Here is a 19,957-nt window from a genome sequence, read left to right as displayed (position 1 = left end):
GGGTATTCGAGCCTGCGAGACGGTAGTTTCCAACCGCCAATCAGCGCTGCGCTTGAGCCTTTCGCTCTTCAGACGAGATCGAACGCTGCAAGCCAGAAGATGACTGCGACGAGCCCGTTCGCGACCAGCAGGAAGAAGACCGCCGCCGAGCCGAGATCTTTCGCCTCCTTCGCAAACAGGCTCCAGCCGGGAGAGAGGTGATCGACGACCTTCTCGATCGCCGTGTTCAGGGCTTCTGCGGTCAGAAGGATCGCGATCAGAACGATCTGGAGGACGATCTCCCAGACCGGAACGCTGAAAGCCAGGTGCTGACTACAGATGACGGCTGCCGCGAGAATTTCGTGGCGGAATGCCTGTTCGCGCCAGAGGGTGCTGATTCCGCCCCATGAATAGCCGGCGGCGGCGAAGACATGGGCCATTCCGGTCAGTTTGCGTGGGACGTCCTCTTCTGCACCGCTCAAGCCCCCGGCTCCTTGTCCGTGCTTGTGTCGCCTGCGGCGCCCGCGCCGGTGGCCCGGCAGGATGCGGCGAAATCGAGAGCCGGATCATAGACCTCGGTCGCCACGGACATCAGCCCCAGCACGGAGTGGAAGAGGTTATCGTGACTGAGGGTTTCGGCTCTGCTGGCCTCGATGCAGCTCGCGTCGAGACCGTCGTCCTTGGCGAAGGTATCGGAGAACCATGCGATCATGGGAATATGCGTCTGTTCCGTCGGGGCCATGAAGTACGGCGCGGCATGAAGATAGAGCCCGCTTTCGCCAAGCGACTCGCCGTGGTCGGACACATAGACCATGGCGGAGTCGAGCTGATCCGAGCGCTCGGCGAGGGTATCGATGATTTGGCTGAGGTTGCGGTCCGTCTGGACGATCGAGTTGTCATAGGCGTTGACGAGTTCCTCGCTGGTGCAGTCCGCAAGCTGTGGTGTCCGGCAGTCGGGCGTGAAATGCCGCTCGTCCTCCGCGTAACGCTTGAAATAGGACGGCCCGTGGCTGCCGATCTGATGCAGGACGATGACGGTATCCTGATCGACGTTCGCAAGAACCTCCTCCAGTCGCTTTACGAGGACGTCGTCACGGCATTCCCCGCCTTCGCAGAATTGCGGATCTTCGTTATCGGGCAGGAACTCGTAGGTGGTGCGGTCCGCAACGCCCTTGGACCCGGTATTGTTGTCCAGCCAGATGGTCCCGACACCGGCATGGCCGAGAACATCGAGCAGGTTTTCGGTCCATTTGCCTTTGGCTTCGGTGTAATCGTTGCGGGAGTAGACGGAAAACATGCAGGGCAGGGAAACCGCCGTTGCCGTTCCGCAGCTCGATACGTTCGGGAACGCGATGACATCCCGCTTCGACAATTCGGGATTGGTGTCTTTATCGTAACCGAGCAGGCTGAAGTTCGCCGCGCGAGCGGTTTCGCCGGCCACAACGACAAGCACGCGCGGACGTGCGCCATCGCGGTGCTGAGCAATGCGGGCGTCCTCGCCAAGCTTTGCCAGAACCTGGTTGCGGTCCTCGAAGCGCCGGTCGATCACTTTGCCGATACCGACGATCGTGCTGGCCGGATTGAGGCTTGCCATCAGATCGCGATGGTTGCGAAACGTCGCGGCGAAGGTCGAGAAATTGGCCGTCACGATCGCGAGCACGACGAGAAGCGCCGGGGCGATGAATGCCGTATTCCAGGCGGCCTTCGCCAGAAACGGCCGATGCCTGACCCGGACCCAGACGATCAAGAGGGCCGGAAGAACACCGAACAGCGTCATGTGCATGAGGAAGCGCGGCGTGATGAGAGCGCCGGCCTCCGCCGTCGTCGTCTCCAGCGCGTTCTGGATCATGCCACGGTCGACGACGATCCCGAACGTATCGACGTAATAGGATGCGCCGGCCGCGATCAGCACGAAGAGGATGAAGACCGGCTTGATGACGTATTTCATGGAGAACATCGTCACAAGCGATGCCCCAAGAAGAAAGATCGCGACGACAAACCCTGCAAGGGCGAAGGGAAAGCCTTCGAAATACAGGAACGCCTTTGTCCAGAAGCTGACATTGGCTGCCGCGAGAACGAACAAGGTTACGAGCATGCTCAACTGGATGCTCGTCAGGCTGGGACGTTTCATGGAAATTGGCTTCGGTCTTTGGATGGAATGGGATACGCGGCCGCTCGTCGTAGACGAAGCGGTTCGGCCGCCGCGCTCGAAACCGGGCGGGCGGACCGGATGGGGCATACGTCAGCCCGCTGCGAAGGAGGGGGCCGACTGTTTCTTCAGGAGGTTTGCCGGATGCCGGGCAGCATGCGCTTGAGCGCACCGGACTTGAACCAGAACTGCTGGGCGAGAGCGCCGAGGATGTGGAGGCCGATCAGGACGAGCAGCGGGTTCCAGAGGAAGGTATGATAGCCGGCGATCGTGTCGCTGCCGGTGAACCACGCGGCAAGGCCGAGCGCCGGCATTGCGAGAAGCACGGCATAAAGGAGCCCGTGGGTGACCTTCGCCAGCACCGTGGCCCAGTTCGGCTCGCTGTCGGAGTAGGGCGGGCGTCCGTTCACGAAACGGTCGAGAAGCCGGACGGCGGCCGCGACGAGGACGAGGGTGCCGCAGACGATATGCGTATAGCCGAGCACGAGCCCGGTCGTTCCGATCGATTGGCCTTCCGTGACATTATTCCAAAGGCTCGACATCCATTCGCCCTCGATCCACTGGGCGATGATGAGAACGACGATCGACCAGTGAAGGAAGACATTGAGTGAGGTCCAGTCGGACCGATTGCGGGATGCCGGCACGGCGGGGCTCCGAATTGGGGACGATCTTTGTCTGCCCTTTTCGCTGTCTAAGCCGACGCCTCAATTACCGGGACTATACGGTTTTGTAATCGCGGCAATTCGATAATCCAAAGGCCAGAGGGTGAGAATTCCGGCCTTCCGGTCTTTTGCCCTCCGTGGCAGGCTCCTGAGCGCCGGGGAAACGGGGCCATCTGCGAGCGCGATGGGCGTGACGCGGCGCGTCTCTCCGAATTACAAAGCTCCTGTGAAACCAAAAGGGCGCCCGCAATGCGGACGCCCTCAGGTCTGATACCGGCGGACCTTTGAAACCATCGGTTCCATGGGCCGCCGGCAGCCCGAGCGGCGTCAGCCGGTCATGGCCCTGCGTTGGCGGCCGGACGCTCCTCCGCGGCTCGATGAAGGCTTTAGGTGACCAGGATTGCGGTCGCTTCTCTGGGGTTATACCGTTTGGTAACGGCTCGTTTCGAAGCTCTCCGCCAGAACCGGAAATTCGATCTGAATCAAAAGGCCGGGATTGTTGTCCAGTGCCTCGACCGTGCCGTCGTGCATCTCGACGATCGCCGCGACAAGGGCGAGACCGAGCCCGCTTCCGGGCGTCGTGCGGCTCCGGTCGAGCCGGTAGAGCCGCTGGAAGATCCGTTCGCGCTCGTCTTCCGGCACGCCCGGACCATCATCCGCGATATCGAGCCTTACTCGGTCGCCGCGTCTCGAAACCGTGACATCGATCCGGCCGGGTGCCGGAACATGACGTATCGCGTTTTCCAGAAGGTTTGCGAGGCCTTGCGTCAGAAGCTCCTCGTCGCCCTCGATCTCCGCGTCGTCGAGATCCTCCCAGTAAAGGCGATGTCCCTCGTCGACGGCGACCTCGCTATAGACGTCGCAGACCTTGCGAACGATGTCGGTAAGCTTCAGGGGCCGAAAGCGAGCCCGCCGCGTGCCGGCCTCGATCTGCGCGATTCGCAGAAGCGCGTTGAAGGTTTCGATCGCGGCATCGCTTTCTTCGATGGCCCGGTCGATCGCCGCCTCGTAGTCCTCCTGCGAGCGCGGCTTGCGCCGCACGCCTTCAAGCTCCTGACGCAGGCGCGCAAGCGGCGTCCTCAGATCATGGGCGATGTCGGTCGAGACCTGCTTAAGGCTCGAAAGCAGCGTCTCGATGCGGGCCAGCATGGAGTTGATGTCGATTGCGAGACGATCGAGTTCGTCACCGCGTTTCGTGACCGGAAGCCTGAGGTCGAGATGGCCTTCGACGATGCGCCGCGTGGTTTCAGCGATCTCGTCGACCCGGCGGGTTGGACCGATGGAGAAGAGGAAGCCGCCGACGAGCGCGAGAAGCGTCGTAAGCAGCGCTCCCCAAAGCATGGCCGCCAGAATGATTTCCTGGGTTTCGTCGAGAACGTGGGAATTGCGGCCAATCATGATCTCGAAGGGGCCGATCCGCTCTCCGAGGATTACGAGCGTCACCTCACTTTCGGACTGGCGCCTTGCCGCCGCGCTCATGTCGCTCGACGTCGCGACAATGTCCGACGGCACTTTCTGATCGTTCCAGCCTTCCCGCCACAAGCCGGGCGGAATATTGCCCTGAACCTCTCCGTCAGGGCCTTTCAGAAGAACGAAACGATCCTCGGACTGGCTTTCGAAGAGTTCTTCCATTTCATGACGCAAACCCGGAACGCCTTCTCCCTGGAAGGTCTGCCGCACGTGTTCCATGTCGTCGGAAACGGCCGAGCGCAGGATGCCGGCCATTTCGGAAGAAGCGGCGACATATGTGACGCCGAGAATCGCGAGAACCGATCCGAGAAAGAACACGGTGTAAAGAACCGCAATCCTAAAGGAGATCGAGCGGAAGGGTTCAGGACGAAACATTGAGGACGTAGCCCGCGCCCCTGATCGTTCTGATCATCTCACTTGCGAAGGGCTTGTCCACCTTTCCGCGCAGCCGGCTGACATGGGTCTCGACGACATTGGTCTTCGGGTCGAAATGAAAGTCCCAGACGCGCTCGAGCAGCATGGTACGGGTGAGGACCCGTCCGCGATTGCGCATCATGTATTCGAGAAGGCGAAATTCGCGGGGCTGGAGGTCGATCTCTTGGGCCCCACGTTTCACGGAGCGCGCGATGAGGTTCATCTCCAGATCGCCGACCTTGAGGAGCGTCTCCTCCTTGCGCATGGGGGAGCGCCGCGCGAGCGCATTGAGCCGCGCCATCAGTTCGGAAAAGGCGAAGGGCTTGACGAGATAATCGTCGGCGCCGGCCTCCAGCCCCTCGACGCGGTCGTCGAGACCGGAAACGGAGGTCAGGAAGATGACCGGCGTGTCACGCCCCGAAGAGCGCAGCGCACGCACGATCGAAAGCCCGTCGAGACCCGGCAGCATGCGGTCGATGACCATAGCGTCATAATCGCGTGTGCAGGCAAGTTCGAGCCCGATCGGTCCCGACGCCGCGTGGTCCGGGTCGTGACCTTCCTCCTTGAGGCCGCCGGTGACGTAGTCGGCGGTCGAACGGTCGTCCTCGATGACGAGCACCTTCATTGCGCGTTTCCTTCCTTGCCTTCCGCCACTTGCCGCAATGCCGGGCTCGCGATGATGAAAGTCTCGCAAGCTGGGTCCATGGATGCTGTCCCACACCGGAGCTCCGGAAGGCGAGCGTATACGACGGATCGCTGATCGTCCGCTCTTTCCTCACGTTTGCACGCGATAGCATATTATCGGCTCGTCGACGTCAGCGCGGGATGTTCACCGCGAACGATCGCCATGGCGAGAATACGGACTGGACGGTGAAGGGCGGGCACGGGCGGCATTCCTGAACACACGACGTCCAGTCGGCTTAAGAGCGATCCTATGCCGCAAAATGACCGGCGCTATACGCTTTCGTATAATCGGAAGGACATACGCGCGGTGAGAGCTCTCGGGACCTCAATCGGCAGGCGGTCTCGAACGGATATCGGATGACGACCGTATCGCCGCGGGGTTTCAGGCCTTTGCGAGGATGGTCCATCCCCCTTTTACGGGAGCCATGGGATCTGGGCCGGGGTACGGCCCAGATCGGTCCTATCGGCCGGTGATCCCCGGAAAGGCCACGAGCAGTCCGACCGCGATGATCTGCAGGCAGATGAACGGCAGGAGGGACTTGAAGATGTCGCCCAGCGAGATCTCGGGCGGGGTGACGGACTTCAGGTAGAAGGCGGCGGGGCCGAAGGGCGGCGAGAGGAACGAGATCTGCATGTTCATGCAGAACAGGACGCCGAACCAGACCGGATCCATGCCAAGATCGCGCACGATCGGCACGAAGATCGGCATGGTGAGAAGCGCGATGCCCACCCAGTCGAGGAATGCGCCAAGCACGAAGAGGATTAGCATCATCAAGAGGATGATGACCGTCGGATTGTCGGAGACGCCGGTGATCATCTCCGAGACGAAATTGACGCCGCCCATCAGGTTGTAGACGCCGACGATGGCGGTCGCGCCGATGCCGATCCAGACGATCATGCCGACGGTGGCAAGCGTCTGCATCGCCGCGTCGCGCATCAGGGCATAGGAGAATTCGCCGCGCAGGATGGTCGACAGAACCACGCCGCCGACGCCGATGGCGGAGGCTTCCGTCACCGAGGCGACGCCGCCATAGATCGAGCCCAGAACGATCACCACGACGAGGACCGGAAGGGTGAGACCCTTGAGAAGCCGTATCTTCTCGGCGGTCGGGATCGGCTCGCTCGAGGGCGCCGGCACATAACCGGTCGACACATAGGCGCGGAACAGGATGTAGGCGACGTAGAACATCGCCAGCATGAAGCCCGGCAGGAAGGCTGCGGTGAAGAGCTCGCCGATCGAGACATTCGCGGTCAGGCCGTAGATGATGAGCACGATCGAGGGCGGGATCATCGTGCCGAGCGAGCCGCCCGCGCAGACGACGCCGATCGACAGATTGCGGTCATAGCCGAGCCGCAGCATCTGGGGCAGGGCGATCATGCCGAGAAGGACGATCTCGCCGCCGATGATGCCGCTCATGGCTGCCAGGATCACCGAAACGAAGACGGTTTGAATGGCGACGCCGCCGCGGATGCGCCCGGCGAAGAGCTTCATGGCGTCGAAGAGATCGCGTGCGATGCCGGAACGGTCGAGGATCGCCGCCATCAAGACGAACATCGGCACCGAGACGAACACGAAGTTCATGACGAAGGAATAGACGCGGCTGGTGATCAGCGGGATCGACATGGGGCCAAACCAGCCGAGCGCGAAGATCAGCGCCACGAGCAGCGTCACGAAGGCCAGCGGCATGCCGGTGAGCAGCAGCGTCACCAGCATGATGAACATCACCAGCGTTCCCCAGCCGATGCCGAGGGACTGAAGGTTGAAGGACAGATCGAGAAATTGGCTCATTTGGCCGACCGGTTGCTGCCGCGCGCATAATTGACGGCGAGAATAAGGAACTGGATCACCAGGAGCACCATGATGACGAAGACGAAGATCTTGATCAGGGCCGGGGTCGGCGGGCTCCAGGCGCTACCGGTGGTCTCCAGCCGGATCGTGCCGGCGGGCGTCACGACGGCGCGCACGACCATGTGCCAGGCGGCATAGGCGAAGAAGCCGGAAGCGATCGCCGAGACGATGGAGATGCCGATATCGGCGATGCGTCGCAGCCAGGGCGGAAAAAAGTCGTAAAGCAGGACGACGCGGATATGGCTGTTGCGGGAGGTGCAGTAGAGACCGCCGAACACGAAGGCGAGGCCGCACAGGAACACGCTTGTCTCATGCACCCAGATCGTTGGGCTGTTGAAGAAATAGCGCATGAAAACTTCGTAAAGCAGAATCGCCGCCGCGATCACGATGCCGGCCGCAAAGAGATAGCCGCTGCGATCGACGAGACGGCCCATCAGCCCGGCTTCCGGCGCGGTGCTGCCGGTGCCTTCGCTTGTTGCGGCCACATCGATCTCGTCTTCGGTGCGGGATGGTTCCCTCATGATGATCGCGCCCAAATCGGTAAGAATGACAACGAACGAAAACGGCCGCGCCTTCGTTGAGGCGCGACCGTCGAACCCCTTTACTGCAGGAGGTTCTTTTCGGTCAGATAGGCGGTCAGCGTATCATAGACCTTCTGGGCCTGAGGCGATTGCGCCGCGATGGTTTTCCACTCGGCCTGGCCGAGCTTGCGGAATTTTGCGCGCTCTTCCTCGGACCAGTCGTGAATGGTGATCTTGCCACTCGCCTTGGCTTCCTCGACCGCCTTGAGGTCAGCTGCCTTGTTGCCTTCGATCTGGGTCTGCTGGAACTCTTTCACCGTCTCTTCCAGCATCGTCTTGATGTCGTCGGGCAGGGCGTCCCACTTCGCCTGGTTCATCGAGACCTCGACGAGGGGAAGCGAGTGAAAACCCGGATAAACCGGATTGGGCGCAATGTCGTTGAGGCCCTGCTGCTGGTTGACCGAGAACACGGAATAGTCGGCGGCGTCGACGACACCCTTGTCGAGCGAGGTATAGACTTCCGCGGACGGCAGATTGACCGGCGAGGCGCCGGCGGCCGCGAAGACATTGGCGATCGGGCCTTCCGGCGAGCGCATCTTCAGGCCCGTGAGATCGTCGACGCCATCGAGCGGAACGCGCGAGACGAAGGCTTCGAGGCCGGGCGTCGAGACGCCGATGAAGTGCAGGCCATAGGAGCCGAGAAGGTCCTGCATGATTTCCTTGCCGCCGCCGTTCTCGACGAAGTCGATCATTTGGGCCGGGTCCGACCATGCACCGACCGGATTGGCGATGAGGCCGAATGCGGGGTCCTTGCCGGCCCAATAGGAGCTGTCGCAGATCTGGCCGTCGAGAATGCCGGCGGCGACCGCATCGAGGGTTTCGTTATACTCGACCACCGAACCGACCGGCAGAAGCTCGATCTGAACCTTGCCGTCCGAGCGCTCCTTGACGAGATCCGTCCAGCCCTTCTGGTATTCGAAATTCGGATTGCCCGCCGGGTCCGAAGACTGGAAGCGGAATGAATATTCCTGCGCGTTGGCAAAGCCGGCCATCGCAAGGGCGGCCACTGTGGCCAGAGCGATCGTCTTGATCTGTCGTTTCATAAGGTTCCTCCCTGATTGAATCGTCGCTGGATAGTTCACAAGGCCCCGCGATAAAAGCCTAGGAAAAGGTCTCCTCCGCCTTGGGCGCGGTCAGGAGCGAGGCGCGTCCCGGCGCGCTCGCGGAAAGGGGCGCAAAGGCCGCGTCGAGCCATTGCGGATCGACTTTGTCCTCCAGCGCCTCGATCATGGCGATACCGAAGGCGATGAGGTCGTCGCAGGTCGATCGAGCGGTTTCAAAGTCGTCGCTCAGGATCGCGTCCATGATGGCCACATGGCGCTCGACGGTGCTCGCAAGCCCCGCCGCGCCGCCGATCTGCGTGAGGTGAAGATAGCCGGTCCGCCGCGCGATTGCATGGAGCGGACGAAGGGTCCGTTCGAGAAACCGCTCCCCGGACGCCTGAATGAGCAGGATGTCGAAGCTTTTGTCGATCCCGTTGAACCGGTCGACAGTCATCGGCACGTCGGGGGAAAGCAGTTCCCGGCGAAGATAATGGATGCGCGAGCGGGTGTTCGGCGTCAGGTTCCGCATGGCCGCTTCCGTCACGAAGCGCATCAGGTCGCGGCGAAGAATGGCCAGATGCCGTTCGCGTGCAAGGTCGATCGGGGCGACGCGAAGACCGTTGCGGGGGCGCACCTCGAAAAGCGTCTCGGCCGCGAGCCGGCGGATCGCCTGATGAACGGGCGTGCGGCCAAGACCCACGAGCGACTGGATATCCTGCGTGCGCAGCGATGAACCGGGCGCGATCCGGAATGAGACGAACAGCTCCTCGATCTGCTCATAAGCCTGCGCGGTCAGGTCGATCGAAGGTCCGGCGCCCTTGCGCCCACGAGGCTCAAGACCCGCGCCAGCCGAGCCGGCGGCGCAATCTTCCTCGTCCCTCCCTGAGATCGAACCTTGCAAAGCTTTATCCAATACCGTATCGATTGGCTGTGATATTTCACGATATATATGAGAATGTCAACGAGGGTCGTAAGGGCCCCCGACGGCCGGGCGCTCCACCGGGCCACCGCGATGAGGACGAAGTTTTGAAGATCACCGCCATCGAAACCTTGCGGACCGAGGAGTTCTCGAATGTTCTGTGGGTCCGCGTTCACACGGATGAGGGCACGATCGGGCTAGGCGAGACGTTCTATGGCGCGGGCGCCGTCGAGGCGCATATCCACGACACCCTTGCTGGCCGGCTTCTCGGCAAGGATCCCTTGCGCATCGAAGCCCATTCGCGCGAGCTCGTGAACCTGCCGATGGCCCAGTCCTCGACCGGGGCGGAATACCGTGCGGCCTCCGCCATCGACCTCGCTTTGTGGGATATTTTCGGCAAGGTCTGCGACCAGCCCGTTCACCAGATGCTGGGCGGCCTGTGTCACGACAAGGTGCCCGTCTACAACACCTGCGCCGGCTACGGCTATGTGCGCTCCAACAAGATCAAGCCGGTCGACACCTGGAATTTCGGGGCGTCGCAGGATGGCCCCTATGAAGACCTGCAAGGCTTCATGACGGATGCCGGCGCGGTCGCCGAAAGCCTGCTCGAACAGGGCATTACCGGCATGAAGATCTGGCCGTTCGATCCTTCGGCCATCGCCAATGACGGACGTTTCATCTCGGCCGCGGAGATGCGCGAGGCCCTTGCGCCTTTCGAGAAGATCCGCAAGCGCGTCGGTGATCGGATGCAGATCATGGTTGAGTTCCACTGCCTGTGGAACCTGCCGACGATCAAGCGCATCGCCCGCGAACTCGAAGCCTTCGAGCCGACTTGGTACGAAGACCCGATCCGCATGAACTCGGTGTCGGCTCTTAAGGAGCTTGCCGCTTCCACGAGCGTGCCGATCTGCGCCTCGGAGACGCTGGGGAGCCGTTTCCCGTATAAGGACATGCTGGAGGCCGGCGCCATCGGCGTCGTCATGACCGACCTCGTCTGGACGGGCGGCCTCACCGAAGGCCGCAAGATCGCCGCGCTCGCCGACACCTATCATCGCCCTTATGCCCCGCACGACTGCACCGGGCCGGTCGCCTATGTGGCCGCCGTCCATTCCTCGCTTTCGCAGCCCAACACACTGATCCAGGAATCGGTTCGCGCCTTCTATACCGGCTGGTACAGGGAGCTCGTCACCGAGCTGCCGAAGATCGAGAACGGTCATGTCCTTCCCATGGAGGGGCCGGGGCTCGGCACCGAACTTCTTCCGTCCGTCTTCGAACGGTCCGACCTCACCACCCGCAAATCGGAGCTCTCCTGATGCCTGACGCCAAACCCAATCCGCTGTTCGATATCTCCGGCAAGACCGCGCTCGTCACCGGCTCCTCGCGCGGGCTCGGCCGGGCGATCGCGGAAGGGCTCGGGGATGCAGGCGCACGGCTCATCGTCAACGGTCGCAAGGCGGAAACCGTGACTGCGTCAGCAAGCGAGATGCGCGCCAAGGGCTACGACGTCCTCGAGGCCGTATTCGACGTCGCCGTCGAGAAAGAGGTGGAGGAGGCCTTCGCCCGGTTCGACGCCGAAGGCATCGAAATCGACATCCTCGTCAACAATGCCGGCATCCAGCATCGCGAGCTCATGGTCGATCTGAAGCTTGCCGACTGGCAGCGCGTCATCGACACCAATCTGACGGCGGCCTTTCTCCTTGGACGGGAGGCGGCCAAGCGCATGATCCCGCGCGGGAGCGGCAAGGTCATCAATATCGGCTCGCTGACTTCCGACCTCGCGCGCCGCACGGTGACGCCCTATACGGTCGCCAAGGGCGGTATCAAGATGCTGACCAAGGGCATGGCCGCAGAATGGGCCGAGCACGGCATCCAGGCGAATGCGATCGGCCCCGGCTATATGGTGACCGATATGAACGAGGCGCTGCTGTCGAACCCGGAGTTCGATGCCTGGGTCAAGGGTCGCACGCCCGCGAAGCGCTGGGGGCAGCCGGACGAACTCGTCGGCGCGGCTGTCTTCCTCGCCTCGCCCGCCTCCAATTACGTCAATGGCCAGATCATCTTCGTCGATGGCGGCATGATCTCGGTCCTCTGACGGCGGCAGCCGGCAATCACCCGAGCGCCACGAACCATCCCATAAAAGGCAAGGAAACCATCCGATGCGCGCAATCGTCGCCCACGGCCCCCATGACCTGCGCTTCGACGAGCGCGCGGCGGCGGGAGATCCAGGTCCCGGCGAGGTGCGGCTGCGTCTCGCCGTCGGCGGCATCTGCGGCTCGGACCTCCATTACTATCACCATGGCGGCTTCGGTGCGGTGCGGCTGAAAGAGCCGATGATCCTCGGACACGAGGTATCGGGGACGGTCGAGGCGCTGGGAGAGGGCGTCCAAGGGCTCGCGATCGGCGATATCGGCGCGCTCAATCCCTCCCGTGCCTGCGGTCAATGCGAGGAATGCCGAAGGGGCCTGCCCAACCAGTGCCTCGACATGGTGTTCAACGGCTCCGCGATGCGCTTTCCCCATGTTCAGGGCCTTTTCCGCGAAACGATCACCGTGCTGGCGGGCCAGCTCGTCAAGGCGGAAGGGATCGCGGACGCCTCGCTTCTTGCGCTCGCCGAGCCCTTCGCAGTCTGCCTTCATGCCGCGCGCCGTGCGGGTGATCTCTTCGGACGGACGGTCGCCGTCTTCGGCTGCGGACCGATCGGATGCCTTGCCATCGCGGCGGCAAGGCTTGCGGGTGCCGCGAGGATCATCGCCTGCGACGTCCACGACGCGCCCCTGAAGATCGCCGAGGCACTCGGCGCCGACCGCGTGGTCAACACGGCGTCCAACCCGGCCGGCCTCGATGATCTGAAGGCCGGCAAGGGCCGGACCGACTGCGTCTTCGAATGCTCCGGGCATGCAGGCGCGCTCGCCGCCGCGCTCGAGATCCTGCGGCCGCGCGGACGCCTCGTCACCGTCGGGCTCGGCGGTTCAATTGAAGTGCCGATGCCGATGATCGTGACGAAGGAGATCGAGACGGTCGGCAGTTTCCGCTTCGACGAGGAGTTCGCCCTTGCCGTCAACCTCATCGCATCCGGCAGAGCGGACCTCCGGCCACTCGTCACCCACCGACTGCCTGCGGCGCGCGCGATCGAGGCCTTCAACCTTGCTTCGGACCGCTCACAGGCCATGAAGATCCATCTCGATCTGCAGGAGTGGAAGGCTTAATTCCAAGCTGAGCCACCGCGCCGACCGGGCGAATATGCACTTTCGCGGAAGGGCTTTTTCATCCTGTCCGTCCAGAAGTTCAGCGACGCCACGCTGGTGGTCGGCCGAAGTCTCAAGGGCGTCGACGAGATGCGACTTCAGATGATCGTGGGCCTCGTCGTCATGACCGTGCTCCTGACGTTGGGAACGCTGGTTCTCGGCCTTGTGGCGAGCGGCGAGAGTTTTTCGAAACTGCGGTCGATCGAGGGCGTTCTCGCCCGTGTCGCAAGCGGCGAGTCCGATGCGCGTGTGCCGATCGAGGAAAAAAGGGACCAGATCGACCGGATCGCCAGCCAGATCAACGCCAATCTCGATGCGCTGTCCAGCCTGATGGATTCGATGCGCGCGACGACGACGGCGGTCGCCCATGATCTGAAGACCCCGCTCGCCCGTGTCGAGATCGTGCTGAACGAGGCCCTGGACGCGATCGAGGCCGGCGGCAATCCGCAGCCGCACGTGGAACGGGCGCTCGCCGAGACGGGATCGCTCAACGAGATCATCGACACGATCTTGAGGATCACCCGGATCAGAGCGGGCTCGCCGCGCAAGGACATGCAGGTGAACGACCTTTCCGGTCTCGCCGCGAATACGGTCGAACTCTTCGCGCCGCTCGCCCAGGAGAACGGCCAGACGCTGGAATTTCTGCCCGGCGCAGCTGCGGAAAGCCGGCTCTTGAGCGACAAGAACATGGTGCAGCAGATGCTCGCCAATCTCGTGGGCAACGCGATCGTGCATGGCGGCCCCGGCATTGCGATCAGGGTTCGCCTGAAGGACCGGCCCGAAACGCTCGATCTGATCGTCGAGGACACGGGCGGGGGCATTCCCGAGGCGCAGCGGCAGGACGTCTTCGACCTCTTCAAGCGGATCGACAGCGCCCGCAGCAAGCCCGGCAGCGGCCTTGGCCTTGCCCTCGTCAAGGCCATCGCCGACCATCACGAGGCCGGCATTCAGCTTTCTGCGACCGATCCCGGCTCCGCCGATCATCCAGGCCTCACGGTCACCGTGTCGTTTCCCAGGCGCCAAGTTCAACAATAATTAAAGAACGCCGCAAGCTGCCTCGAAGGCGGCGGCGTAGGGTTCTCGCTGTTCATGGAGTTTTGAACCATGAGCGGTGAAAGCGAGACCCGATTTGATGCGGTGTCCGACTGGTTCGGTCGGGCTCTGAATCAAAGCCCGCGCGGCGCCTGACGCCCCCGCAAGCCGGTTCCACGCTGTCACCGAAATTCGTGACTTTGAAACCGCCGTGCCTCGGCACGACACCGGGCCCGATTGCGAGGGACTTTGATGACCAGCAATGCACTTCACGCCGCAGCCCGCCCGAGCAATGGGCTGGTCGATGCGCTCCGCGATCACATGAACCAGCGGATCGTGGGTCAGGAGCAGTTCGTCGACAGGCTGCTTCTGGGCCTGTTCGGCAATGGGCACATTCTGCTCGAGGGCGCGCCGGGCCTTGCCAAGACCAAGGCCGTCAACACGCTGGCGGAACTCATCGAGGGCGAACCGTGCCGGGTCCAGTTCACCCCGGACCTTTTGCCCAGCGACCTGACGGGAACGGAGGTCTACCGGCCTGAAAAAGGCACCTTCGAGTTCCACTCCGGCCCCCTGTTTCACAATCTGATCCTTGCGGACGAGATCAATCGCGCCCCGGCCAAGGTGCAGTCGGCGCTGCTCGAAGCCATGGCCGAACGTCAGGTGACCGTTGCCGGCGCGACCTACCGCCTGCCGGAGCTGTTCATGGTGATGGCGACCCAGAACCCGATCGAGCAGGAAGGCACCTATCCACTGCCGGAAGCCCAGCTCGACCGCTTCATGCTGCATGTGAAGATCGACTTTCCGTCTCTCGAAGCCGAGCGCGAGGTGCTGAAGATCGTGCGCGGCGAAGCCATGGCCGAAACCGTGAGACCATCTTTCCGGGTATCGCAGCAGGAGATTTTCGACGCGCGGCGCGCGGCCCTGAAAACCCATGTCTCGGATGCGCTGACCGACTACATCATTCAGCTGATCCAGGCGACGCGCCGTCCGCAAAACTATGGCGATGATCTCGCCCATCAGATCTCCTATGGCGCATCGCCCCGCGCGACGATCGCTCTCGACCGCTGTGCGCGGGTGCATGCCTGGATGAACGGCGCGGACTTCGCCACCCCGTCCAATGTGCAGGCGATCCTCCATGACGTGCTGCGTCACCGCATCATTCTGAGCTTCGAGGCGGAGGCCGAAGGCCAGACCGCCGACGGCTTCATCGACACGCTGATCGACCGGGTTCCGGTGGCGTGAACTAAGAGGGGGCCGTCATGATGGAGCATGACCTCAAGGGCATCGTCGCGACCCATCAATGGGGCGCCAACCGATCCGTGTTTCGCGGGCGCGGGATGGAGTTCGCCGAAAGCCGGATCTACCAGCCCGGCGACGACGTGAAATCCATCGACTGACGCGTCACGGCCCGCACGGGCCACGCCTATACCAAGCTCTTCCAGGAAGAGCGGGAAAGGCCGATCGTCATTCTGGCCGACCTGCGAGCGATGATGCAGTTCGGCACCCGAACCCGCTTCAAGGCCAACATGGCGGCGGAAGTGGCGGCCACGATGGCCTGGACCGGCCATGACGGCGGCGACCGTGTCGGCGGACTTGCCATGACGCGGGACGGTGTGCGGGATTTCCGCGCCTCCCGAACCCGGCGCGTTGTGCTCGGCTTTCTGGAGGCGCTTGCGGAGGAAACCCGGCTGGAGCGCGCCTTGGGAACGGAAATGACGCTCGCCCATGGCCTGCGACGTCTGCGCCGCCGCAACCGTCCGGGAACGCTTGCCTTCCTCATCAGCGACTTCTCCGATTTCGGCGAGGAAGCCGAGACCGAGCTGCGGCATCTCGCCGTGAATGCCCATGTCACCAATAACCAGATCAACGATCCCTTCGATGCGGCCCTGCCGCCGCGCGGTGGGCGCCTGACCGATGGCGAGCACGCGCTGGCCGTTGCGGCGCTCGGCGGGCGCAAGCTCGAGCGCTACGCCCATGAATTCGAGGCGCGGCGCCAGCGGCTGGAACGGGTCAGCCGGCACCACGGCATGGTCTGCCATTTCCTCATGACACAGGACGATCCGACCTCGGTCCTCCATCCCCATCTCAACCGGAGCATGGCGGCATGAACCCCGAAGTCTCTCCGCAGACGCTGGCAAAGCTCGATCAGCTTCGCGACATTCACCTGCCCGAGCCGATCGGCTGGTGGCCGCTCGCGCCCGGCTGGTGGGCGCTCATCGGCCTGATCTTCATCCTCGCCGTGTCCGTCCTCGTCTGGATGATGATCCGCCGCCGCAGCGCGCGGTTTCTGGCGCTGCGCGAACTCGAGGCGATCGAGCCGGAGAGGAACGGCGAATTTCTCACCAAGCTCTCGTCCCTGCTTCGGCGTGTCGCCCGGCGCCGCTCGGCCGGGCCCGATGTTCTGACCGGCAAGGCGTGGAGTGCGTTCCTGATGCAAGGCAAATACGGGATGGGCCGCGACAGCGCGACGCTTCTCGCCACCGGTCCTTATGGCCCGCCGGCCAACCAGAATTTCGAGCCCGAAGCGCTGCGTGCCGAGACCGCCACCTGGATCAGGAAAAACGGATGATCACCTTTCTGTGGCCCTTCGCCTTTCTTCTGCTGCCGCTGCCTTTTCTGCTGCGCTATTTCATGAAACCGGCCGACAAGGGCCTGGGCGGCGCGCTGAAAGTGCCGTTCTTTGCAAGCCTCTCGCGGGATCTGGGAAACCGGGCCGACCGGACTTCCACATCCTGGTGGAAGCTTGTCGTCGCCTCGCTGGTCTGGCTGTTGATGGTCACGGCCGTCGCCCGCCCGGCCTATGTTGGGCCTGAGGTTCCGCTGCCCGCCGAAGGGCGCGATATCATGATGGCGATCGACCTTTCCGGCTCCATGGCCGAGCAGGATTTCGCCGTCGGCGGCCAGCCTACCACGCGCCTCAACGTGGTCAAGGATGCGGCCGACACCTTCATCGAAAGCCGGAAAGGCGACCGGGTTGGCTTGGTGCTCTTCTCGAACCGCGCCTATCTGCAGGCGCCGCTCACCTTCGACCGGCAGGCGGTTCGCGATCTCCTCAATCAGGCCCAGGTCGGTCTGACCGGCCAGAAGACGGCGATCGGCGATGCCATCGCGGTGTCCCTGAAGCGGCTGAAGGACAGGCCGGCGGAAGGGCGCGTTCTGGTTCTCCTGACCGATGGCGCCAACAATGAAGGCAAGATCGACCCGATCCAGGCGGCGGAACTCGCCAAGAAGCTGGGAATCCGGATCTACACCATCGGCGTCGGCGCGGGTCCCATGGTGGTCAACACCCCGATGGGCCGCCAGCTGGTCAATCCGTCGGCGGATCTCGACGAAGGCACCTTGCAGAAGATCGCGGAGATGACCGGCGGACAATACTTTCGGGCGACCGACGTCCAGGGCCTCGCCCAGGTCTACCGCTCCATCGACAAGCTGGAGCCGATCGGGGCCGACCCGGTGCATGTGCGCCCCGAGATCGCGCTTTATTTCTGGCCCGCCGGTCTCGCCTTGCTGCTTGCTGGGCTGGCCGTGCTGATCGCGACGGCTCCCGCCCTCGTCACGAGACGCTCCGAATACAGGGGGCTCCGAATACAGGTCCCCCGTCTCTCACGGCCCGGTCCACAAGGAAGCCTGACATGGGAACCGATCAATTTCACTTCCTGCGCCCGGAGTGGTTCTGCGCGTTGATCCCGGCGGCCTTTCTCCTCTGGCTCGCCCTCAGAGCGCGGGGCAGCGCCACGGGCGGAAACTGGGGCAAATTTGTCGACGCCCATCTGTAGCGGCATCTGGCGATCGGCGGCGCGGCCGCCCGCGCATCGCGTCTCCTGCCGGCCATGGCGGCGGCCGGGGTGCTCGTTCTGGTGACGGCGCTCGCCGGGCCGACCTGGCAGAAGGCCGAGGTGCCCTCCTTCACCGGCGGCGAGCCGGTGGTCGCGGTCCTCAGCCTGGCGCAATCCATGAACTCCGACGATTTGTCGCCAAGCCGGTTGCGGCGGGCGGTGCACAAGCTGCGCGACATTCTCGACCGCACGCAAGGCGACGAGCGCGCCCTGGTCATCTATTCGGACATCCCTTTCGTCGCGGCGCCCCTCACCAGCGACCAGAAGGTAATTGCGCAGATGCTTCCCGAACTTTCCACCAAGCTGATGCCGGTTCTGGGCGACCGGCCGGATCTCGCCATCTCCGAGGCGGTGTCGGTTCTGAAGCGGGCCAATGCGGGGCGCGGTGAAATCGTCCTGATCGCCGACAATGCGGGCGATACGGCCGCCACCGAAAAGGCCGCGAGCGCGGCGCGGCAAGCCGGCTACACCGTTTCGGTTCTGGGTGTGGGCACCAAAAAGGGCGCCACGCTGCAGACCGCGAGCGGCAAGGCGATCACCGGCCGCTCCGGCGACACGATGACGACATCGCTCGATGCCGAAGGTCTCAGCGCGGTCGCGACGGCCGGTGGCGGTGCCTATTCCGGCGTGACCGCGAACAGCGCCGACCTCGATCGCATCCTGCCCAAGTCCGACCGGATCGAAAGCGCCGGCAAGGCCCAGGATTTTCAGGCCGATAGCTGGGTCGATATGGGCTATTGGCTCCTGATCCTGCCCGTGCTTCTCCTGCCCCTCGCTTTCCGTCGCGGGCTCATATTCAGCATCGGACTGATTGCCTGCATGGGGTTCGCGCCCGGTCTCGCGGTCAAGCCCGCCCATGCGGGAACCTGGCAGGATCTCTGGTCGACCTCCGACCAGCAGGGCCAGTCGGCCTTCGCTTCGGGCGACTACGGCGCGGCGTCCGGCCATTTCGAGACGCCTTCCTGGCGCGGCAGCGCCGCCTACCGGGCCGGAGACTACGCGGCGGCGGCTCAGGACTTTTCGGCCGACGCCTATAATCGCGGCAACGCGCTGGCGAAATCCGGCCAACTCGAAGAGGCGCTGGGTGCCTATGATCAGGCGCTGGCCGCAAACCCTGACGACGCGGACGCCAAATATAACCGCGATCTCGTCCAGAAACTGCTCGACGAACAGAAAAAGCAGCAGGAGCAGCAGAAGGACAAGCAGCAGCAACAATCCGGACAGGGCGACAACAAGGACCAGCAGCAGTCCGGTGGCTCCGGCGACGAGGATCAACAGCAGCAGTCCGGCGGCAACTCTCAAAAGCAGGACCAGCAGCAATCCGGCGGCCAGTCCGGCCAGCAAGATCAGCAGTCCGGTTCGCAGGGGCAGCAAGATCAGCAGAACGCTGACGGCCAGTCTGGCGAACAGCAGCAGGCCTCCGAGGGCTCCCAGAAGCAGGAGGGCGGGACGTCCGGTCAGTCCGGCGATCAGCAGCAACAGTCTGCCGGACAGCAAGGGCAGGAGAGCTGCTCGCCAGACAAGGCCGGGCAGCAAAGCGCGGCGCAGGACGAACAGGCGCAAGATCAGTCCTTGCCCAAGGACCAATCCTCGGCCGACGCGAAGAACGGCCAGTCTCCCGAAGCTGGTGAAGAGAAAAGCGCGGCACAAAAGGCTAAGGATCAGAAAGCCGGTGCCGGCGAGGACCAGAAGCAGGAAGCCTCAGCGGCCCAGCCTCAGGGCCAGGCAGGCGGCAGCGAGCAAGCCCAGGCCGAACGGCAGGACGAGACCGGCTCCGAGGGGCTGGCCGAGGCGGACCGGGCCGCTCAGGAGGCCGCCAAGGCCCGTCAGCAGGCCAGCGCTGCCGGCAATAGCGGAGCGGAATCCGGCAAGGAGAGCGAAAGTGCTCTGTCGAAACTCTTCTCCAGCGTGCTGGAAGGCAATGGCGAGGACGCCAAGGTCGAGCCGGTAAAGGCCGATGTTCCGGGGGCTCCGGTGGTCGATCAGGCCGTCGAGCAGCAGCTCCGCGAGGTGCCGGACGACCCGACCGGCCTGCTGCGGGCCCGCATCCGTCAACATTACGTCCAGCTTCGCTCCGGCGCCAATTGAGGGGGA

General features: G+C 63.5%; 18 protein-coding genes and 1 pseudogene. 10 read left to right on the top strand and 9 right to left on the bottom strand.

The window, feature by feature from the left end; all coding sequences use genetic code 11:
• Positions 1-68 precede the first annotated feature (68 nt).
• The 9 genes from ABDX79_RS06550 to ABDX79_RS06510 form a co-directional block, all read right to left on the bottom strand.
• Positions 69-461 (bottom strand): diacylglycerol kinase, encoded by a 393-nt coding sequence (locus tag ABDX79_RS06550; RefSeq protein ID WP_346219473.1) that lies wholly within the window; start codon positions 459-461, stop codon positions 69-71.
• A complete protein-coding gene (locus ABDX79_RS06545) occupies positions 458-2,110 on the bottom strand; it encodes a phosphoethanolamine transferase (RefSeq protein WP_346219472.1) in 1,653 nt (550 codons plus the stop codon). Before ABDX79_RS06545 ends, ABDX79_RS06550 begins: the two co-directional genes overlap by 4 nt.
• A gap of 146 nt (positions 2,111-2,256) precedes the next feature.
• A complete protein-coding gene (locus ABDX79_RS06540) occupies positions 2,257-2,772 on the bottom strand; it encodes a cytochrome b (RefSeq protein WP_346219471.1) in 516 nt (171 codons plus the stop codon).
• A gap of 438 nt (positions 2,773-3,210) precedes the next feature.
• The gene (locus ABDX79_RS06535; protein WP_346219470.1) at positions 3,211-4,635 is read right to left on the bottom strand and encodes a sensor histidine kinase; all 1,425 of its coding nucleotides are present in this window, start codon (positions 4,633-4,635) and stop codon (positions 3,211-3,213) included.
• Positions 4,622-5,299: a response regulator transcription factor gene (locus tag ABDX79_RS06530; RefSeq protein ID WP_346219469.1), complete on the bottom strand. Its 678-nt coding sequence runs from the start codon at positions 5,297-5,299 to the stop codon at positions 4,622-4,624. The genes ABDX79_RS06535 and ABDX79_RS06530 overlap by 14 nt, the downstream gene beginning before the upstream one ends.
• 519 nt (positions 5,300-5,818) lie before the next feature.
• Positions 5,819-7,147: a TRAP transporter large permease gene (locus ABDX79_RS06525; protein WP_346219468.1), complete on the bottom strand. Its 1,329-nt coding sequence runs from the start codon at positions 7,145-7,147 to the stop codon at positions 5,819-5,821.
• On the bottom strand, positions 7,144-7,728 hold the full coding sequence (locus ABDX79_RS06520) for a TRAP transporter small permease subunit (RefSeq protein ID WP_346219467.1): 585 nt from the start codon (positions 7,726-7,728) through the stop codon (positions 7,144-7,146). Before ABDX79_RS06520 ends, ABDX79_RS06525 begins: the two co-directional genes overlap by 4 nt.
• A gap of 80 nt (positions 7,729-7,808) precedes the next feature.
• Positions 7,809-8,831 carry a TRAP transporter substrate-binding protein gene (locus ABDX79_RS06515; RefSeq protein ID WP_346219466.1) on the bottom strand — a complete coding sequence of 341 codons (1,023 nt, stop codon included), beginning with the start codon at positions 8,829-8,831 and terminating at the stop codon, positions 7,809-7,811.
• Between the two features lie 58 nt (positions 8,832-8,889).
• Entirely contained in the window at positions 8,890-9,732 is an 843-nt protein-coding gene (locus ABDX79_RS06510; protein ID WP_346219465.1) for a GntR family transcriptional regulator, read from the bottom strand.
• Positions 9,733-9,857: 125 nt separating this feature from the next.
• Between ABDX79_RS06510 and ABDX79_RS06505 the strand changes: the two genes are divergently transcribed.
• The 10 genes and pseudogenes from ABDX79_RS06505 (at position 9,858) to ABDX79_RS06460 (ending at position 19,951) form a co-directional block, all read left to right on the top strand.
• Positions 9,858-11,063, top strand: coding sequence for a mandelate racemase/muconate lactonizing enzyme family protein (locus ABDX79_RS06505; RefSeq protein WP_346219464.1), 1,206 nt, complete (start codon positions 9,858-9,860; stop codon positions 11,061-11,063).
• Positions 11,063-11,842: an SDR family oxidoreductase gene (locus ABDX79_RS06500; protein ID WP_346219463.1), complete on the top strand. Its 780-nt coding sequence runs from the start codon at positions 11,063-11,065 to the stop codon at positions 11,840-11,842. The genes ABDX79_RS06505 and ABDX79_RS06500 overlap by 1 nt, the downstream gene beginning before the upstream one ends.
• A gap of 64 nt (positions 11,843-11,906) precedes the next feature.
• Entirely contained in the window at positions 11,907-12,956 is a 1,050-nt protein-coding gene (locus ABDX79_RS06495) for an L-idonate 5-dehydrogenase (RefSeq protein WP_346219462.1), read from the top strand.
• Between the two features lie 96 nt (positions 12,957-13,052).
• Positions 13,053-14,030 carry a sensor histidine kinase gene (locus ABDX79_RS06490; RefSeq protein ID WP_346219461.1) on the top strand — a complete coding sequence of 326 codons (978 nt, stop codon included), beginning with the start codon at positions 13,053-13,055 and terminating at the stop codon, positions 14,028-14,030.
• Positions 14,031-14,279: 249 nt separating this feature from the next.
• Complete coding sequence (locus ABDX79_RS06485; RefSeq protein ID WP_346219460.1) at positions 14,280-15,269, top strand: AAA family ATPase; 990 nt, start codon at positions 14,280-14,282, stop codon at positions 15,267-15,269.
• A 17-nt stretch (positions 15,270-15,286) separates the two neighbouring features.
• Positions 15,287-15,424: a hypothetical protein gene (locus ABDX79_RS06480; protein WP_346219459.1), complete on the top strand. Its 138-nt coding sequence runs from the start codon at positions 15,287-15,289 to the stop codon at positions 15,422-15,424.
• A gap of 12 nt (positions 15,425-15,436) precedes the next feature.
• A pseudogene (locus tag ABDX79_RS06475) lies at positions 15,437-16,135 on the top strand (DUF58 domain-containing protein); the annotation flags it as partial.
• Entirely contained in the window at positions 16,132-16,596 is a 465-nt protein-coding gene (locus tag ABDX79_RS06470) for a DUF4381 domain-containing protein (protein ID WP_346219458.1), read from the top strand. The pseudogene ABDX79_RS06475 and the gene ABDX79_RS06470, both read left to right, overlap by 4 nt.
• Positions 16,593-17,711 (top strand): vWA domain-containing protein, encoded by a 1,119-nt coding sequence (locus ABDX79_RS06465; protein ID WP_346219457.1) that lies wholly within the window; start codon positions 16,593-16,595, stop codon positions 17,709-17,711. The genes ABDX79_RS06470 and ABDX79_RS06465 overlap by 4 nt, the downstream gene beginning before the upstream one ends.
• 146 nt (positions 17,712-17,857) lie before the next feature.
• The gene (locus tag ABDX79_RS06460; protein WP_346219456.1) at positions 17,858-19,951 is read left to right on the top strand and encodes a VWA domain-containing protein; all 2,094 of its coding nucleotides are present in this window, start codon (positions 17,858-17,860) and stop codon (positions 19,949-19,951) included.
• The last annotated feature ends 6 nt before the right edge of the window (positions 19,952-19,957 follow it).

The sequence above is a fragment of the Fulvimarina fulva genome, assembly GCF_039652615.1.
In the GTDB taxonomy this organism is placed as follows: Bacteria; Pseudomonadota; Alphaproteobacteria; order Rhizobiales; family Rhizobiaceae; genus Fulvimarina.
This window is presented reverse-complemented; position numbering and strand designations above follow the sequence as displayed.

Coding starts and splice junctions, on each gene's coding strand:
- ABDX79_RS06545 (WP_346219472.1), bottom strand. CDS start 2,110: ATGAAACGTCCCAGCCTGACGAGCATCCAGTTGAGCATGCTCGTAACC.
- ABDX79_RS06535 (WP_346219470.1), bottom strand. CDS start 4,635: ATGTTTCGTCCTGAACCCTTCCGCTCGATCTCCTTTAGGATTGCGGTT.
- ABDX79_RS06530 (WP_346219469.1), bottom strand. CDS start 5,299: ATGAAGGTGCTCGTCATCGAGGACGACCGTTCGACCGCCGACTACGTC.
- ABDX79_RS06525 (WP_346219468.1), bottom strand. CDS start 7,147: ATGAGCCAATTTCTCGATCTGTCCTTCAACCTTCAGTCCCTCGGCATC.
- ABDX79_RS06520 (WP_346219467.1), bottom strand. CDS start 7,728: ATGAGGGAACCATCCCGCACCGAAGACGAGATCGATGTGGCCGCAACA.
- ABDX79_RS06515 (WP_346219466.1), bottom strand. CDS start 8,831: ATGAAACGACAGATCAAGACGATCGCTCTGGCCACAGTGGCCGCCCTT.
- ABDX79_RS06500 (WP_346219463.1), top strand. CDS start 11,063: ATGCCTGACGCCAAACCCAATCCGCTGTTCGATATCTCCGGCAAGACC.
- ABDX79_RS06495 (WP_346219462.1), top strand. CDS start 11,907: ATGCGCGCAATCGTCGCCCACGGCCCCCATGACCTGCGCTTCGACGAG.
- ABDX79_RS06485 (WP_346219460.1), top strand. CDS start 14,280: ATGACCAGCAATGCACTTCACGCCGCAGCCCGCCCGAGCAATGGGCTG.
- ABDX79_RS06480 (WP_346219459.1), top strand. CDS start 15,287: ATGATGGAGCATGACCTCAAGGGCATCGTCGCGACCCATCAATGGGGC.
- ABDX79_RS06470 (WP_346219458.1), top strand. CDS start 16,132: ATGAACCCCGAAGTCTCTCCGCAGACGCTGGCAAAGCTCGATCAGCTT.
- ABDX79_RS06465 (WP_346219457.1), top strand. CDS start 16,593: ATGATCACCTTTCTGTGGCCCTTCGCCTTTCTTCTGCTGCCGCTGCCT.
- ABDX79_RS06460 (WP_346219456.1), top strand. CDS start 17,858: ATGGCGGCGGCCGGGGTGCTCGTTCTGGTGACGGCGCTCGCCGGGCCG.